Annotated in this window: 9 protein-coding genes; 7 read left to right on the top strand and 2 right to left on the bottom strand. The window is 37.6% G+C overall.

The genetic code is table 11. The features are described from left to right. The first annotated feature begins 1 nt into the window (after position 1). The 7 genes from G7061_RS09720 (at position 2) to G7061_RS09690 (ending at position 14,854) form a co-directional block, all read left to right on the top strand. Positions 2–7,330, top strand: a complete 7,329-nt coding sequence (locus G7061_RS09720; protein WP_166120966.1) for a cadherin-like beta sandwich domain-containing protein — start codon at positions 2–4, stop codon at positions 7,328–7,330. Further along, the gene (locus tag G7061_RS09715) at positions 7,327–9,849 is read left to right on the top strand and encodes a cadherin-like beta sandwich domain-containing protein (protein WP_166120963.1); all 2,523 of its coding nucleotides are present in this window, start codon (positions 7,327–7,329) and stop codon (positions 9,847–9,849) included. Before G7061_RS09720 ends, G7061_RS09715 begins: the two co-directional genes overlap by 4 nt. A gap of 9 nt (positions 9,850–9,858) precedes the next feature. After that, positions 9,859–10,347, top strand: a complete 489-nt coding sequence (locus tag G7061_RS09710; RefSeq protein WP_166120961.1) for a hypothetical protein — start codon at positions 9,859–9,861, stop codon at positions 10,345–10,347. A gap of 308 nt (positions 10,348–10,655) precedes the next feature. Beyond that, positions 10,656–11,816: a polysaccharide pyruvyl transferase family protein gene (locus tag G7061_RS09705; RefSeq protein ID WP_166120958.1), complete on the top strand. Its 1,161-nt coding sequence runs from the start codon at positions 10,656–10,658 to the stop codon at positions 11,814–11,816. Beyond that, positions 11,806–12,825: a glycosyltransferase family A protein gene (locus G7061_RS09700; RefSeq protein WP_166120956.1), complete on the top strand. Its 1,020-nt coding sequence runs from the start codon at positions 11,806–11,808 to the stop codon at positions 12,823–12,825. The genes G7061_RS09705 and G7061_RS09700 overlap by 11 nt, the downstream gene beginning before the upstream one ends. Beyond that, on the top strand, positions 12,822–14,102 hold the full coding sequence (locus tag G7061_RS09695) for an O-antigen ligase (RefSeq protein ID WP_166120952.1): 1,281 nt from the start codon (positions 12,822–12,824) through the stop codon (positions 14,100–14,102). Before G7061_RS09700 ends, G7061_RS09695 begins: the two co-directional genes overlap by 4 nt. After that, positions 14,099–14,854 carry a glycosyltransferase gene (locus G7061_RS09690; protein WP_166120949.1) on the top strand — a complete coding sequence of 252 codons (756 nt, stop codon included), beginning with the start codon at positions 14,099–14,101 and terminating at the stop codon, positions 14,852–14,854. The genes G7061_RS09695 and G7061_RS09690 overlap by 4 nt, the downstream gene beginning before the upstream one ends. 69 nt (positions 14,855–14,923) lie before the next feature. On the opposite strand, the gene G7061_RS09685 is transcribed toward G7061_RS09690, so the two are convergent. Continuing rightward, positions 14,924–16,333: a PTS transporter subunit EIIC gene (locus tag G7061_RS09685; RefSeq protein ID WP_166082348.1), complete on the bottom strand. Its 1,410-nt coding sequence runs from the start codon at positions 16,331–16,333 to the stop codon at positions 14,924–14,926. Between the two features lie 147 nt (positions 16,334–16,480). Further along, a complete protein-coding gene (locus G7061_RS09680; RefSeq protein WP_159639313.1) occupies positions 16,481–17,314 on the bottom strand; it encodes a PRD domain-containing protein in 834 nt (277 codons plus the stop codon). Positions 17,315–17,444: the final 130 nt, after the last annotated feature.

The following is a 17,444-nucleotide window of genomic DNA, read 5'->3' as shown; positions in this document are numbered from 1 at the left end:
GATGAAAAAAGTATTTAAACTGATAATGGTCTTGTTGCTTTTTGGAACGATGTTCGCGGAAAACTATACCGTCTCAGCAGCAACACCTAACAAAGTCAGTCTCAGAACCTATGATGAACAAACTTATCCATATGAAAATATCCAAGATTCCAAGCCGTTACCGGCTGGGTCTACAGTTAAACCTGGAGATGTTTTCCGATTTGACGTTAATATTGAAACGAATGGTGATAATAATATTGCCATGTTTCAATATGAAATCGTTTATGATGATAAATTGGTCGAGCCAATTGTCATCGATAACCAAGAAGTTATCTACCCGCTTGATATTGAAGGTGGTGCCTTTACAACAATCCGTCAAGGTCGAAACGAAATTCTTGGTTGGGTAGTTAATCATAATATTATTGATAGTACGGTCCAGTATACTGGTCAAACAGTTCAGTACCCAGATCGTGCATTAAAAGCAAGTGGGTCAATGATGACCATGTATTTCAAAGTTAAAGCAGATGCTGAAGCTGGAAAAGAAATAAATTTTAAGCTTAACGATTTGATTTTAGCTAATAACTTTTCGAATCAAAGTGTCGTTCCAAGAACACTCGACCCAACATTAAAGCTAACCGTAGCTGGAGAAGCACCCGATTTGGGTGCTACACTCCAATCGGTAAATATTTATGCAGATGGTTCAGATGTAGATGGACATGATTACATGGAGACATCTTTTAAGGTAGAGAACGATAGTTTTGATTTAGTTGTCCCAAGTCAAGTTTCAAAAATTCGTGGTGACATCACCTTGAAAGAAGGGGCACCAAGTGGAATATCGATGGTCCTTGGAAAACAAGGAAATATTAATGATCGAAGTCTTGAACTTGGAAATAATAAATTTGAAGTCGTTATCAAGCACAATGGAAATACGCTAAAAAGTTATGGCGTTAACATTCTCAGACTTTCTGATGATGTGTCCATTAAATCTACGACAGCGATGACGGATGATGGTAGTGTATTAACATTCGATAATACTAATTCAACAAACGTTAAACAAAGCACTAAAACGGTGACGCTCAATACAGTATTGAATGATCCAAATGGAAGCATTAGTTATTTGTCGGAAATTCCTGTAGAAGGAAACATATTGACACTTAATCCAAGTAATGTTCAAAAAACGCAATTGAGTATGAATGTTATGGCACAGTCATCACAACCGCAGTACGCAAAAGTATTTGGAAATAAAGGGTCACAGAAAAAACATGAGTATACATTCAACCGAAACTCTAGTGATGTGACATTGTCTAAATTAATTGTTGGAAATCAGCCAATTGTATTGGAAGAGGGCGTGCGTGATTATACGATTACAGTTGATAATGCAGTGTCAGAAGTTTTAATTGAAGCTACGACTAACTTTGATGCTGCTCGTGTCTACAGTGATACACTCAAAAACACAAGCGAAAACCTTAATACATTTTCGGGATTACTGGAGCTGATACCAGGTTCAAATAAAACAACCCTGGAAGTACGTGCTCAAGACGGAACTCCTGCCAAATATACGATTACGGTAATCCGAGATAGAAAAAAGAACAATGATTTACATTCGCTGAATGCACTTATTAAGAATATGGAGATGATTACTGCTTTTGATGCAAATACGACGTATTATGATTTAGGTTCAGTTCCGTATAGTAAGAATGAGACCATCACAATCACAGCATCAGTAAATCCAGATAATGCTTCCCAAATTGTAAATCAAAGCATGCTCGGAACACATGCATTAGTTACTGGACTGAATTCGTTTGAAATACAAGTTGTAGCAGAGAATGAAAGTATTAAAACATACACAATTCAGGTCACTATGGAAGCAAACACTGCCACGGAGATTACAGATGAAACGGGCGGAACAGACAATCCTTTCACTCCTAAACCAGATAGCGGTATTGAAACGATAAAACCTGATCCAATGGGGCCGGATAATAAACCTTTAGATCCGGATGGTCAAGGTGACGGTATCGCCAAAGATAAGATTATTAGCGATAATACTGCGATATACCGATATACAGTTCACGTGCCCAACGCAGTCACAACATTCGGTCTTGATAACATGGATTTTACAATACCTGAAAATGCGCGAATTGAAGGTGGGGATGCCATCGATTTGAGTACGGGTTTAAATACATTTACTTTTAAGATAGTTTCCAATGTTGAGGGTAGTTTACAATCGCAGTATATCTTTTCAGTGATACGGGCAAAATCTTCAGAAGCAGCACTCAAAACTTTATCAAGTAATGTTGGAACATTGACTCCCGAATTTTCTGAACATACAAACGCATATACATTAAATGTTGGTGCGGATATTAATGCAGTCATCTTTGACGCAACAGCCAAGGCTAATGGTGTGATTTTAGAAACGATTCCGCATACAGTAAATGTCGAGAAGGAAGCAACCCAAGCAACTATTACGGTTTCTTCAGAAGATGGAACGTCACAGCAAGTTTATACAATAATCATTAATCGAGCTAAATCCGATGTCAATGATCTAACGGCGCTTCAAATAGATGGTAAGGACATTTTGAAGAGCATTAAAGACAATGTGTATACGCAAACTGTGGATACATCTCAAGAATCGCTAAGTATCTTCGCCGAAAAGCAACATGATGGTGCAATACTTCTAATCAATGGAGAAGTCGTTAACCAGAAAGATGTTGTCTTAGACTATGGTGTGAATACGATACTAGTTGACGTAGTCTCTGAGTCAGGAAAGAAACAAACGTACACCCTGACAATCACAAGGACATTAGATCATAATGCAAACCTGAAGTCTCTCACAATCAATAATGAAGATTTTAAAGGCTTGGATAAGGATGTACTTAGCTATACTCTTGAAGATGTTGAGAATGGAGTGACGCACTTAAATGTAGCTGCACTTGCAGAAAATGCAAATGCAACAGTACAAATTGATGGAACATCAAATCTAAAGGTTGGTAAAAACTACATTACAGTTACTGTCACAGCACATGATGGTAAAACAACTAAAGTTTACACACTTGAGGTATCTCGAAAAGTGATGGACATTGGCGTTGATGGCTTCGTTCCTGGGGATAAAGTTGAACGCATTGAGAACGATGATAGTATTACGAATCCGATTCCTGGAAACTACTATTATGTCGTACATGTTCCAATCAATATGAAAGAATTCAGTAAGAAAGATATTTCGTTGGCCCCAATTGCAATCGAGAGCGGGTATGTGATTTCAAACTATCATAACGATCCACTCAAACTTTCGCGAACCCAAGACAATATCTACACGTTTGATGTTTCAACACAGAGCGGAGAACTGGCAGGTACCTATCATATCCGCGTTGTTTATCCAGATGTGATGCCACCTCAAATTGAATCACTTAAGATTAATGGAAAAACGGTTCCAGCTTACGCAGGAGAGACTGCATTTACGATTAATCTCGATGATTATCTTGCACATCAAGATACATCTATAACCTTTGAAATTGTACCGGATGTTGCAACAAATATTGCTGAGCCACTTGAGTATACATTTACAATGAAAGGTATTGCTACTAAGCAATTACCAATCACGTTGACTGACTCTGTAACGACATTGGTGAATACATATCAGTTTACCTTTACGCGTTCGTTGTCAAAAGACGTATCGTTGGAATCATTAACAATTGACGGATATAAATCTAATGGAGAAACGCTACCATTAAAACTCAATCATTCGATTCATGATGAACCGTACGACCTCTTTGAAGTTTTAGATGTGCCAGCGGATGTAGATACAATTACAATTCACGCGACTCCAACAAATGCAAATGCACAAGTCCAACAAGGACTCGGTGAATTTGAACTTAAACCAGGTAAAAATGTATTCAGTATTCAAGTTCAGGCAGAAGATCAATCGGTACCTGTGCAGCAGTATCAAATCGTTGTAATACGAAAACTGGGATTGCTTGATTTAAAGGTAGGATCACATGTTATTGATTTATCCAAACCAAGTACTGATTGGGACGGAAGTCAAGTTTACAGAATTAGTGAACCTTTTGATGCGATCGATTTTACGCATGAACTCAAGGCGACGCCAAATCACGCCTCAGTTATGCTCAGCGGTAATATTAATCGTACGTATGAGCTCGAACCTGGGACGCACCGTATTTCGTTCGAGGCTAAAGCTCAAGATGGAATTACGAAGCAACAGTACCACATTGAGTACACCCGAACACCATCTATCGATGCACGATTAAAAACATTGAATCTCAATGATGCAAAAAATAAAATTGAGCCTGCATTCAATCCAGATATTTATGAATATATCATCGATATTCCAAGCTCTAAAGATTTCTGGGATTTAAGTGATTTTAAAGTGGAAGCTATGCATCCTAAAACACGAGTTAAACCAAATGGAATCGTAAAAATCGAAGGTTATGACGAAGTTCTTTATGAAATTCAAACGGAATCCGAAACGAAAGCAACACTAACCTACACATTCAAGATACGAAAGGAAAGTTACAATTTCCTAAGTGACTTGCATATTGGGCAAAATCAAGGACTCATCGAACCAGAATTTAATCCAGAAGTGATGACGTATCAAGCATCTATTTTCCCAGGAGTGGAAACCTTCAGAGTTTACTACACACTTGATGAACGCTTTGGTGCGACGGTGGAAAATGCAAGTGAGTTGGAATCTATTCCAGTTTCGAGTCTTCCACGTACTGTCGATATCAAGGTTAAGGCTAAAAACGGAGACCGTCGTACTTATCAAATAGATGTTGATCGAGGATTATCCTCAAGATTGGCATCACTTACATCCGATAGTGCTGACATTCTACCACCATTCGAACCGGGTACACTTGAATACGATGTTTATGTTCCACAAACAACACATACCATTTCACTGAATCCAACGACAGAGGACCCTAAAGCCACACTAAGTGGGACTTATAAAGATGTTGCACTATTAGATGGCATAACCCCAATAAAAATTACAGTTACTAATGGAAACTACAAAACGGACTACACCGTTCGTGTCCACAAAGTGAAAGATAAGACAGCTCTAGACACAGTTGAAGTTGTATATGGAAGTCAACGTTGGAAAGCATTGTGGAATGAACAAACCCAACAGTATGAGTACACTGTGCCTGCATCGATAGATCTTGAAGCTATCATGATTGCGGCTAAACCACAAGATCAGGAAGCAACGTACGAAGTAAGCAATCCCGTCGATGATGGTGCAATCAAACGCTTCATCATCAAAGTAACGGATTCTTTCAATATTACAAAGACTTACAATGTCGCTGTGGACAAATCATTATCCGAAAACGCGAATTTAAAATTGCTTCAAGTCGATGGTATTGATGTTGTAGGGTTCAATAAAGAAACCCTCTCTTATGCTTACACGATAAACCGTGATACAGCAAATGTTACAGCAATCCCAGAAGATAACAATGCACGCGTTGAAATTACCTATCCAAAATCATTTGCTGACAAGGACGTTATTACAATTACCGTCACCGCATCACAAGGAAATCAGCAAACATATACGATAACACTCGCACGTGATGCAGATAATACTGCGCTCCTGGATAGTTTAAGTGTTCAAGAAGGGGTCATTAGTCCTAAATTTAATCCCATCCAAACAGATTATTACTTGACGATTCCAAATGAAATTAATCAAGTAACACCGCTTTATACGAATCCAGTAAATAGTCATGTGAGTGTGGAAAATCAGTCAAATATTGAAGTCGGAAACAATCATGTAGTAAACGTTATCGTGACCGCGCAAAATGGTGACAAAAATACGTACCGCATTCATGTTAACCGTCAAGCACCATCTCAAAATTATCTCGAATCGCTGCTTGTAAGTGGCAACAATCACGGCACGTACAATCTCTCACCACAATTTTCAAAGTTCGGAAATACATATCTGATTGATGTTCAAGATGGTGATAGTGAGTTTACATTCGAAGCAACAGCCACGAACAATGCAACTATAACCGGTCTTGGGACAATCCCAGTTGTATCATTCCCATACTCACATGAAATTCGTGTCGTAGGAAAAGACAACTTGCCACGAATCTATACAATCATGTTTCATAAAAAAGCTTCGTCAAATACTGCAATCAGTAATCTATGGACAGATGTTGGTAAATTAGATCCAGTCTTTGACATTAACAAAACTGCGTACAACCTCGATGTTGATGAAAGTGTAGAAACTATCGAAGTATTCGGTACGAAAACAGACGAGAAGCAAATTATTAAAAATCTTGGAAAACACTCGCTTAAACCAGGGCGTAACACAATTGAAGTTGAAGTAGTTGCTGAAGATGGAACAAAGGTAACTTACACACTGTTTGTAAACAGAGCACAAAGTTCAAATTTTGGTTTAGATACCTTAACTGTAAATGAGGGAACATTGTCTCCATCATTCAGCACAGGTGTCCGCCAGTACTATGTCGATGTTGATGGTAGTGTCGATACTTTAGAGATTAATGCTACATCAGCCTTTGAGGGAGCTTCGATTGAAGGAACGGGAACTAAAACACTGAAGTTAGGTGTTAACATTTTCGAAATTCATGTAACACGTGAACGAAACGAGAATGCAACATATTTCGTTGTTGTTAATCGTGGAAATACGTCAAGTAATCATCTTTCATACCTTCAATTAGAGGGGCATACAATGGATCAACCATTCGATAAGATGACTCAAAATTACACAACATCAATCATCAATAATGAACCGTTAACGTTACCTGTTGTGGCAATATCTGAGGATCCAATGGCGAAGGTATCAATTTCAGGCAATAAGAACTTGCCCGCTGGTGACCATACCATTTCAATTACAGTTCATCGTGAAGATATGGAAGACAGAATTTACACGATTGCTGTAACAATTCTAGAAATGAAACTTAAGTCCGATATTCATACAATTGAACCCAAGCATATTCAAACAATTCATGATAACCAATCGGTTCTCGATGTGAAACAACAGATGACAAATCCTCAAGAACACTTGGTCTTCTATCGCAATGGTGCAAAACTTGAAGATACAGATTTAGTTGGAAGTGGCGTTATTATCAAACTAGTTGTGGACAATCAAGAGTACGATGAGAAAACAATTATTGTAAAAGGGGATGTGAACGGTGACGGACGTATTGGAGTTGCTGATATTATTAGCGTCCGTAGCTATGTTCTTGGCGGAACACTTACCGATTGGCAATTACTGGCAGCAGATGTCAACAATGATCAAAAAGTTGGTGTCGCTGATTTAATTGGTATCCGAAGTCATATTCTCGGAAGTAAAAATATATTTGAAAAGAACGAGGATGAACAATGAGAAAAATAGCAACAATGTTTAGAAAAAAAATTAAGGTCATTGCCGTTCTGTTCATGGTAGTGACCATGATAACCATGCATTTGGTCATGCCATTATCTGCTAATAGTCCTAAGTTGACTGTCTTACCTTCGACACAGAAGGTAAGTCGGGGTCAGCAGATTACAGTTGAGATTCAAGTCAATCATACGGAATTACTCAAAAGCGGTGTTGATGGCTACTCTGGAACACTAAAATATGATCCATCCGTATTATCGTATGTTGAATCGAAGAATAGCATTAAAGGTTGGGCGTTTTCAAGCACACCTTCAGCAGGTACATTGCGTTTTGTTGGCTACGATGATACTCCACCTTCACTCGCACAAAAAAGTGATGTAGTTTTATTTGAGGTTGCTTTTGAAGTCCTCGCAGGTGCTCCAGACGGCGATACTGCTGTAACACTGGAAAATGCATCCGTTGCAGACGCTAACTTTAACGAGCAAAATGCAATGGTTGAAGGTGCAACCCTGACAATTGGAGACCCTGAAGTTCCAAGCGAACAATCTAATAACAGTAGTTTGGCGCGGTTAGAAATTAAGAATGGGGAATCCGTAATTCCACTTGATCCAGCTTTTGATCCGAAACATAAAGAATACACAATTACGGTTGGCCAAGATGTTGATGCCATTGATATTTCGGCGCTAGTAGATGATGCAAACGGAACAATCTTATCTGGAACAGGTAATCATCAACTCAAAGATGGAGAAAATCTGATTGATATTGTTGTCAAAGCAGAAGATGATTCCACTTCAACGTATACAGTGAAAATTATCAAAGGGAAAAATCCAAATGATAAATCATCGAACACTCAACTGTCGTCACTACTGGTCACAGACAATCAAAAACCTGTCGTTTTAACCCCAACTTTTAAGTCAGATGTCTTTGACTACAAAGCAACGGTCTCTGCAACGACGTCGACTGTAGATATTAAAGCAGTCCCCGTAGATGCTAAAGCAAAACTTATTTCTGGAAATGGCACACATGATCTTAAAGAAGGTATAAACTTGATCAAAGTGATTGTAGAAGCAGAAGATGGTACGCGTCGAACTTATACAGTTGAAATTACAAAAGAGAAGCCAACTGACCCAACAAATCCGATTAAAAAAGACGCACTCATCAATCTTGAAGTATTTAATGCCGACGCAGCGTTACCGCTTAATCCAATTTTTAAATCCGATATAAAATCGTATACTGTCAATGTTGATAAATCGGTTGTGATTGTGACGATATTACCAACCCTTGCAGATAAAGAAAGTAGAATTATCTCAGGTGAAGGGGTTCAAGTGTTAAAAGAAGGAAAGAATACCATTACCGTAGAGATTCTTTCAAAAGAAGGTGTTCGAGATACCTACACTATTGTTGTTAATCGAGAAGTCAAAGGTGACCCAGGAACTGATGGAAACAACGGCAACAACGGAGGCAACACTGGAAACAATGGTGGCAACACTGGAAACAATGGTGGCAACACTGGAAACAATGGTGGTAACACTGGAAACAATGGTGGTAACACTGGAAACAACGGTGGTAATACTGGTAACAATGGTGGCAACACTGGAAACAACGGAGGCAATACTGGCAACAATGGTGGCAACACTGGAAACAACGGAGGCAATACTGGCAACACTGGAAACAACGGAGGCAATACTGGCAACACTGGAAACAACAGCGGTAGTACCGGTAGCAATGGTGGTAACACCGGCAACAACGGTAATAACGGTTCCAACCCTGGCAACAACAGTGGTAATGCCGGAAATAATGGTAATTCAGGAAATGGTACTCCAGGTGCTAACAACACTGTAAATGTTTCTACAAACAATCATATTAGTGCTATAGAAGGTCTTAATTTAGTGCCTGCGTTTAGTCGTGATGTGACACACTATCAAGCAACTGTTGGAAAAGAAATCGTTAACTTGAATCTAAATGTCATTAGTGAAGATCCAAATTCAAGAATTGTAATCGAAGGTGCAAATAATTTAAAACCTGGTCATAATATCGTAACTATAAAAGTGATTGCAGCAGATCAGTCAGAGCGCTCAATTTCAATTGATGTCATGAAGGGAACCGCAGAAACTAGTGGTAAACTTTCTGCTTTAAGTGTAGGAGCTTACGCAATCAATCCTGGATTCCAAGAAGATGTGTTATACTACACGATGAGTGTTGAAAACTCCGTTACAAGCCTAGCAGTAACGGCAACACCAAAATTTGGAAATACAAGTGTAAATATATCTGGAAATCAAAAACTGTACCCAGGTATGAATTATATTAAAGTTCATGCGACTGGTGCAGATGGTGTGATGAGCACCTATGTTGTGGAGGTAAATCGTGAGGCGTCTCCGTCATCAAATATATCAATACACCCAGCATTTATTTGGTTAGGTTCGGGCATTGTAGTCCTCATTTCTGTAATTATTATATTGGTAGTTACGCGAAAGAGAGAATATTACAACAGTTCGAATCCAGGTGCTAGTAATTCAAAACAATAGGAGAATACAATGAGTAACGAAAATAGCAATGAGAATAAAATTGAAATGAGCAAAAAGAGTAACAAGTTTCAGAAAATTGCAATCACTGTAATTGCAGTACTACTTCTCGTAGTTGGAGGTTTTTCCATCTACAAATTTATGGGCAAACAAGCCAGAGGTAAGGACGCGCTTGAAGCGGATCTAATCAAAATGGGATCAGATTTCTATGAATCATTCTATTATGATAATGTCACGGACGGCAAAACCGATGAAGAAAAAACAACGTTTCTTGAAAAATTTCAAGAAACTGGAATTAAGATTAATTTAGATAACTTGGGTCGTTACAATGACTCCCAAAATGAAGCTGTTATTGCAGGTTTCAAGAACAATAAAACAGATACTATTTGTGATGTAAATAATACACGTGCTGTTATCTTACCGAAAGCACCATTTGGCAAAACTGATTTTGAAGTTAGAGCTGAATTGGATTGTGGATTTGAGGAAGCAGTTACTAATTAAGTAAAGAAAAACTAATGGAGACCATTAGTTTTTTTTACATAAGCAGCCAATTTACCTTCCCTTGACGATATAAGGTTATCAAACTATAATTATTAAGATTAAGTACCTATTGTTAAGAATATGTGTGTAAATAAAATCGGTCAGGATATAAGTAAATCTTCTATTCTTATAGATTTTAGAAGCAAAATATTTGAATAAATAATATTTTGTTGGTAGTAAAAAAATTATTATCAGCATTAATAAATAAAGGTGGGGACCATACACAATATTTTATCGATAAATAGACTCAATCTAGAGGACGGTAAATTATGAAAAAGATAGGAATATCCACATTACATACCGGATATAATTATGGATCTGCGCTACAAGCCTTTGCAACAAAAAGCCTGTTATCCGAGATGGGTTACGAAGGAGAAATTTTAACCTTAAAAGGCAGTCTTGTGAAAGGACGCGATGTACGCTTAATAAAAATGGTATCAATGGCATTTCGTGTTTTGGTATCACGTAGAGAAGTTTCAAATAAAGTTAATGCGTACGGGGCTAGTTTGAAAAAAGAATACAGTTACACAACACAGTCTAATTTTGAACATTTTACACAACAGTACATTAGACCTCATTATTCTTCATGGCATGAAATGAAACGAATTGGGAAGTGCGAAAACTATGTCGCATTCGTATGTGGAAGTGATCAAATATGGAGTGGCGATACGCTTTACGTAGATCCACAATATTATTTAAGATATGCTCCTGAACAGAAACGAATTGCCTTTGCACCAAGTTTTGGTAAAGATACAGTTTCAGAATTCAATCAGAAAAAGATAGCAAAGTATATCAGCGAAATTCCACAGTTATCTGTTAGAGAAGCATCTGCGGTAAAGCTTGTTGAAGAATTAACTGGTAGAGAAGCAAAGCAATTACTTGACCCGACGTTATTACTGACAGATGAGGAATGGAATTTAAACCTAAAATTTGAAAAAGAGGAAGCAACTGAACAAAACTATGTGTTGGCATATTTTTTAAATGAACCATCCGAGAGGGCCAAAAGCGCATTACAACATATTGCAGAAACTGAGAATTTAAAGATTATTGCATTACCTAGTAACCACAATGAAGCGGACTGGTTTGACGAAACAAAAGATGCAGGGCCAAGGGAATTTGTAGAATTAGTAAAGAATGCATCCTTTATATGTACCGACTCATTTCATGGAACTACATTTTCGATAATCTATCGAAAGAATTTCTATACATTCAATCGAAATTATGGCCAAGGAATTAATCAATCAACGCGATTAACATCACTGTTGTCATTATTATCATTAGAATCACGCTTTGATCCAGATGAGGCACAATTTGAAAGGGAAATAGACTATCAAATTGCATCACAGATGCTCGAAATCGAAAGAGAAAGTGCTAAGGAATATTTGATCAGATCCATTCAAATAGTAGAGGATAAACCTGATGGGCGATAAGAACGTAATGAAACTGAAGCAACCCATCGTTTCTGTTATCATACCCGCATACAATGTCGCTAAGTATATCGAGATAAACCTCGAATCAATTTGCAATCAGACAATTAAAGATATTGAAATTATCGCAATCAATGATGGATCAACCGATACAACATTGCAAATTTTAGAGATGATGAAACATAAAGACAGTCGTATTCAAATAATCAATCAAAAAAATGCTGGTGTTAGTGTTGCGCGTAACTCGGGGATTGAAGTAGCAAAGGGACGATTCATTGTCTTCGTAGACGGTGATGACTATGTCGCGGCTGACCATCTTGAATACTTACTTAGTTTAGTAGAAGAAGGGCAATATCAATTTGGCGTATCAACGAAAAGCTTTGTCTTTAAACATGAAGTTCAGAGTGCTGATTTATCTATTACTCCACATACATCGACTCAAGCAACTGCACTCCTACTATCACCAAAAGTTATTGTAGGTTGTTGGAATAAAATATATGATCGAAAAATGCTCATCGAAAAGGGGATACGTTTTAATCCAGAACTATTTTATGGCGAGGGGTTATCGTTTATTACAACTGTTTCTCAACACGTCGAACATGTAGCGGTTGGAAATCGAAAAACCTATTTCTATCGAAGAGATAATGGTGATTCTGCAACAACCAAGTTTGATATTACTAAATTAACGAATGGAGAAATTTCCTTAAACAAAATTCGTGATAATTTTATTCGCTATGATCGTGAAGTTATCTCAATGTTTAATTTACATATGTGCATGTATTCTTTAGGTGCAATCGTAAAAATAAATGAAGCGAAAATGAAACGACAACACCGAAATGAATACAGACATTGGAAAAAGCACTTAATGAAAAACACTCCTAAGTTAATACGTAATCCATATGTTAGCAATTACCGCAAACTTATGCTCATTGGTGGATGCATAAGCCCGTGGGTTGTCACACAGCTAAACATTCGCCGACGCAAGCGAATCGTAGAAAATAGTGTACTATGATGAAAGTTAGACCGTATTATCAAAATGGTTTTCTATCTACATTCTTTCCAATTTATCTGTTTATTCTGATCACTGCATACCTTTCGCTGGTGGTTATTTCTGCACTTATGGTTCCCAAATTTAATACAACAACTGCGTTTGTGCTCATGAACGGAATGATTTTTGCGACCAATAGTATAATAATTACCGCATACTTTATCCTTGGAAAACAACTGCCGCTAAATCGGAAATTGCTCATTGGAGTGCTTGTTGCACTTGTGGCGTCGATTGCAACTTTAATTTCTTCGCAACTCCATGGATTTGAAATAGCAACCTTTGACTACATCTTCGTTCCTGTCAAACTCATTAATTTAGGTATGTTATTCGTTATCCCTGCATCTATAGCAATTTCGAAAAAAGGGCTAAAATCATTTGCTAAACTAATAATGTTATTAGGAGTTCTTGCAGCACTCTTTAACATGTACTATAACTATTCTGAAATTCTAAGAATTAATACAATCAAAAGTACATATGCAGTGAACTTTCAGTCGTTTTTTTTGAATAGAAATACGTTTGGTCAGTTTATGGCCTTATCACTAATTGCCCATGCTATCTATTACGAAAGAAAGCATTCAATTATGAGTGTCCTAATTATTTGTCTATTGATACTAAATCTTGTCTTGACGTTTTCTCGCGGAGCCATTCTGATGGCAAGCATATTTCTTACGCTTTACTTTAAACCATGGAAGCTTTCTAGAATGAGTAAAAACAAATACATTATTGGGATCACTTTTTTAGGCCTAATTTGCATTGCGATGCAACCCAATGTCATGAATTTTATTTCGTCAATTGTAATTCGAAAAGAGAGTGGGCTAACTGGTAGAGGTCTTGCGTGGGAAACCGGATTCGGATTAATCTCTAATACAAATCTCATTTTTGGAGTGGGAAATTTTACTGCAAAAAATGTTGTCTACGAACTTCTAGCACATAATGAGTATCACAGTTTTTATATCGAAACATTAGTTTCTGGAGGTCTTGCGGAACTCTTCTTATACGGATTGTTATTTCGATTCATGTATTCAAGAATTAAACTAATACGATACTTTGACATCAATGCATTCGAGGTCTATCAGGCAGCATACATTGCAATGCTAAGTTATGCATTTATTGAAAGTGTATCTTTCTTCTCGATAGGATATGTAGATACAATTTTTCTGGTGATGTTTATTACAATACCACTTATGTACTCTAACTTTAGTACACATGTTGAACGTGATGTGAAGGAGGTACAATTATGACATACGTTGATAGTTTAGTATCCATTATTATGCCGGCATACAATGCCCGGTCGACCATCGATGCATCGATCCAATCAGTCTTGATGCAAACATATACAAATTGGGAACTTATTATTACGGACGATGGATCTAATGATGGTACTCGATCATACTTAGAAGCAGTAAACGATTCACGGATCAAAGTATTTTTCAATAAGCAAAATATAGGTGTTGCGCAAACACGTAATTGCTGCCTCAACCATGCGTCAGGGCGATATATCGCCTTTTTAGACTCTGATGATTTATGGACACCAAAGAAATTGGAAATTCAACTGAGTCAAATGGTTGATAAAAAAGCATACTTTTCTGCTTCAAGCTATGCAATCATTGATCAAAATGGCACAAGTATGCACCGATATCTCTTTGTTACCAAAGATATAACACTTGATGAAATGTTACGAGGATCTAGAATTGGATGCCTGACAGTAATGATTGATCGAAATGTAACCGGAGATTTTGCAATGCCAAATGTTAGGCATGAAGACTATGTGACATGGATAAATTTAATGTTGAAACATGGATCAATCCTAGGGATAAAAGAAGTGCTTGCAGAATATCGAACTTTTGGAGAAAGCGTAAGTTCAAATAAAATACAGACTGCAGGGTGGCAGTATGATATTTATCGTAAGTACTACAATTATTCACATCTTAAATCAATCTATTATTTTATTCATTATGGCATCAATGGCATGATTAAATACAAAAGTATCTAAAAAACACAACCGTGAGACGCGGTTGTGTTTTTTTTGTTTATAAATGTATTAAGAAGAGTTGTTTGGAATTTAATTGTTTTCTACTAAGTCGTCTTTGATAAAGATCATTGTGATAATGAAACCTGCTACATATGAAATAACAAGTCCGATGAAGAAGTTTAACATCATTTGAGGAGATTGCATTAATGGGATAGCAACAAGTCCTGAAGGACCCCATGCTCCAGCCATAACGCCTGTTAACATAACCCAAGCTCCACCAAATCCAGCACCGATACCAGCTGTGATAAATGGTTTACCAAGAGGTAATGTTACTCCGTAGATTAACGGCTCACCAACACCCAAGAATCCCGCAGGAAGGGCACCGATGATTGTCTTTTGAAGACGTTCGTTTTTACGACGTTTTGCTTTGATGTAAAGTGCGATAGCAGCTCCAACTTGTCCGGCACCAGCCATAGCAAGTACTGGGAATAGTGAAACACCACCAAGTTGTTCTAGTTGAACAGCGTAGATAGGAATTAATCCGTGGTGTAATCCAAGTAATACCATTGGTAAGAAGAGTGCAGATAAGATGAATCCAGATAAGATACTTACAACAGGGTTTGTTGAGCTAATAAAGATATTTAAGAAGCTTACAAGTCCATCTGATAAGAATCCAGCAATTGGCATAACACCAAGAACAAAGATAATTCCTGTAAGTGTTAGTGTTACAAGTGGTGTAACAATTAAGTCAAGAACATCAGGGACCATTTTACGGACACGACGCTCAATCATTGACATAATCCAAACTCCGAAGATAACACCGATGATTCCACCTTTACCTGTAGTAAGAACAGAATTCAAAGGAACATCTGCATTGTATAATCCGAAGAATGTTGAGATATCAACAATTAAAGGCATGATGCTCATTGCACCAATCATACCACCAAGGGCTTCGGTACCACCGAACACTTTAGCAGAGTTGATACCTGTAAAGATTGCAAAGTAGGATAAGAATGCACCACTGAAAAGTTGGAACATTTTTAGAATTAAGAACCAGAATCCCTCAGTAGGAGCGATTGTTTGACCAATTAAACTTGCAAGACCTGAGAAAAGACCTGCAGCGATGATTGCTGGAATCAATGGAATAAAGATATTTGAGATTGTCTTTAAGCCAGTTTTAAGTTTTGATTCTTTTTGGCCTGATTTCAAGGTTGCTTTGTTATCTTCCCATGAAGAAACATCGCCACCAACAGTTACACCATAGTCTTCAACGACAATGTCATAGACTTTCTTTGCGCGTCCAGGACCTACAACAATTTGTAATGTGTCACTTTCTACGACTCCCATGACGCCTTCTACCCCTTTGAGAGCGTCAATTTCAACTTTGTCTGCGTCTTTAATGTTAAGACGTAAACGTGTCATACAGTGAGCTGCACGTCCGATATTGTCGGTACCGCCCACGAGATCAATGATATTCTTAGCGAGATCATTGTTATTCATATTGCTTCCTCCTTCTGTGCAAAAGAAAAAGAGCCAAAGCGACATCAAAAAATGTTGCTTTGGCTCTTGCTCCGTTAGATTGCACGCCTAATACAAATATACCACGTTGAAATATAATGTCAATGTAAACGCTTAAAAAATGAAATATTAATTCTCTAAGACATTAACAAGGTGTATTACAAGATATGCTAACTCATCCTCAGCAAGTCCAACTCCAATTTCTTTTTCAATGATTGCGATGATATCTCGTGCATAGTCGGCATAAACAGGATACGTTTCAACAATTGTTGTGCTAACAACTTGGTTTAATGCTTTCTTGTTAGATAATGTTGACTCCACGATAAAGCGAATATGAGTTAGAAGACGGGCATAATGAATAGAATCTTTGTTCAGTTCATGTCCATGCTCAATCAAGTATTGCTCGAGTTCAATAACGACGACATGCAGTTGCTCTAATTGTCGTTTTGCTCCGGCATTTCGTAGATTTTGGATATAAAGTGCAATATAGGCAATTTCCGCATCGGGAATTTCTACGCGATAATTTCTTAAGATAACTTCGCAGAGCTGCTGTGCATGTGCAAATGATTGTGGATAAAGTGCTTTGGTTTCGTGCGAAAAATAAGTAGTTACAGCAACACCACTTTCAATGCGTTGAAACATTGCAGCAAGATGATCCGCTAACGTAATCAATTCTTCAGTTCCAAAACTTCCAAAGTCATGCTTGGTAATCTGCCGAATTGTTTCCATGACCATGACAACAATGTCGTCACTATAGCCACTAATAATTCTATGGAACTCATTCTTGTGAATGGTTAATTTGTACGATTTATCGTATTCAGTACCTTTAACTAGTAATTCTCCTGGTTTTTGACCAAAACCAATCCCCCGTCCCATGAAGATGACTTCAAAGAACAAATCCTTGACGATAACAGAACTATTATTTAATACCTTCACGATTGTATAATTTTTTTCGGTCTTCATGTTTCCTCCTCATGTTTAAAGTTATGATACATTAAATTAAGCAATGATGAAACTAAAAAGAGATGAACGTTTGTACTGAACGTTCATCTCTTAGATGGATCGAGCCGCATCGAACCATCAACGCGCTAGC

It is taken from the genome of Erysipelothrix sp. HDW6B, assembly GCF_011301115.1.
Taxonomy (GTDB): Bacteria; Bacillota_I; Bacilli_A; order Erysipelotrichales; family Erysipelotrichaceae; genus Erysipelothrix; species Erysipelothrix anatis.
The sequence above is the reverse complement of the archived record's forward strand: the minus strand, read 5'-3'. Positions and strand labels throughout refer to the sequence as shown.

Coding starts and splice junctions, on each gene's coding strand:
- G7061_RS09710 (WP_166120961.1), top strand. CDS start 9,859: ATGAGTAACGAAAATAGCAATGAGAATAAAATTGAAATGAGCAAAAAG.
- G7061_RS09695 (WP_166120952.1), top strand. CDS start 12,822: ATGATGAAAGTTAGACCGTATTATCAAAATGGTTTTCTATCTACATTC.
- G7061_RS09685 (WP_166082348.1), bottom strand. CDS start 16,333: ATGAATAACAATGATCTCGCTAAGAATATCATTGATCTCGTGGGCGGT.
- G7061_RS09715 (WP_166120963.1), top strand. CDS start 7,327: ATGAGAAAAATAGCAACAATGTTTAGAAAAAAAATTAAGGTCATTGCC.
- G7061_RS09705 (WP_166120958.1), top strand. CDS start 10,656: ATGAAAAAGATAGGAATATCCACATTACATACCGGATATAATTATGGA.
- G7061_RS09680 (WP_159639313.1), bottom strand. CDS start 17,314: ATGAAGACCGAAAAAAATTATACAATCGTGAAGGTATTAAATAATAGT.
- G7061_RS09700 (WP_166120956.1), top strand. CDS start 11,806: ATGGGCGATAAGAACGTAATGAAACTGAAGCAACCCATCGTTTCTGTT.
- G7061_RS09690 (WP_166120949.1), top strand. CDS start 14,099: ATGACATACGTTGATAGTTTAGTATCCATTATTATGCCGGCATACAAT.
- G7061_RS09720 (WP_166120966.1), top strand. CDS start 2: ATGAAAAAAGTATTTAAACTGATAATGGTCTTGTTGCTTTTTGGAACG.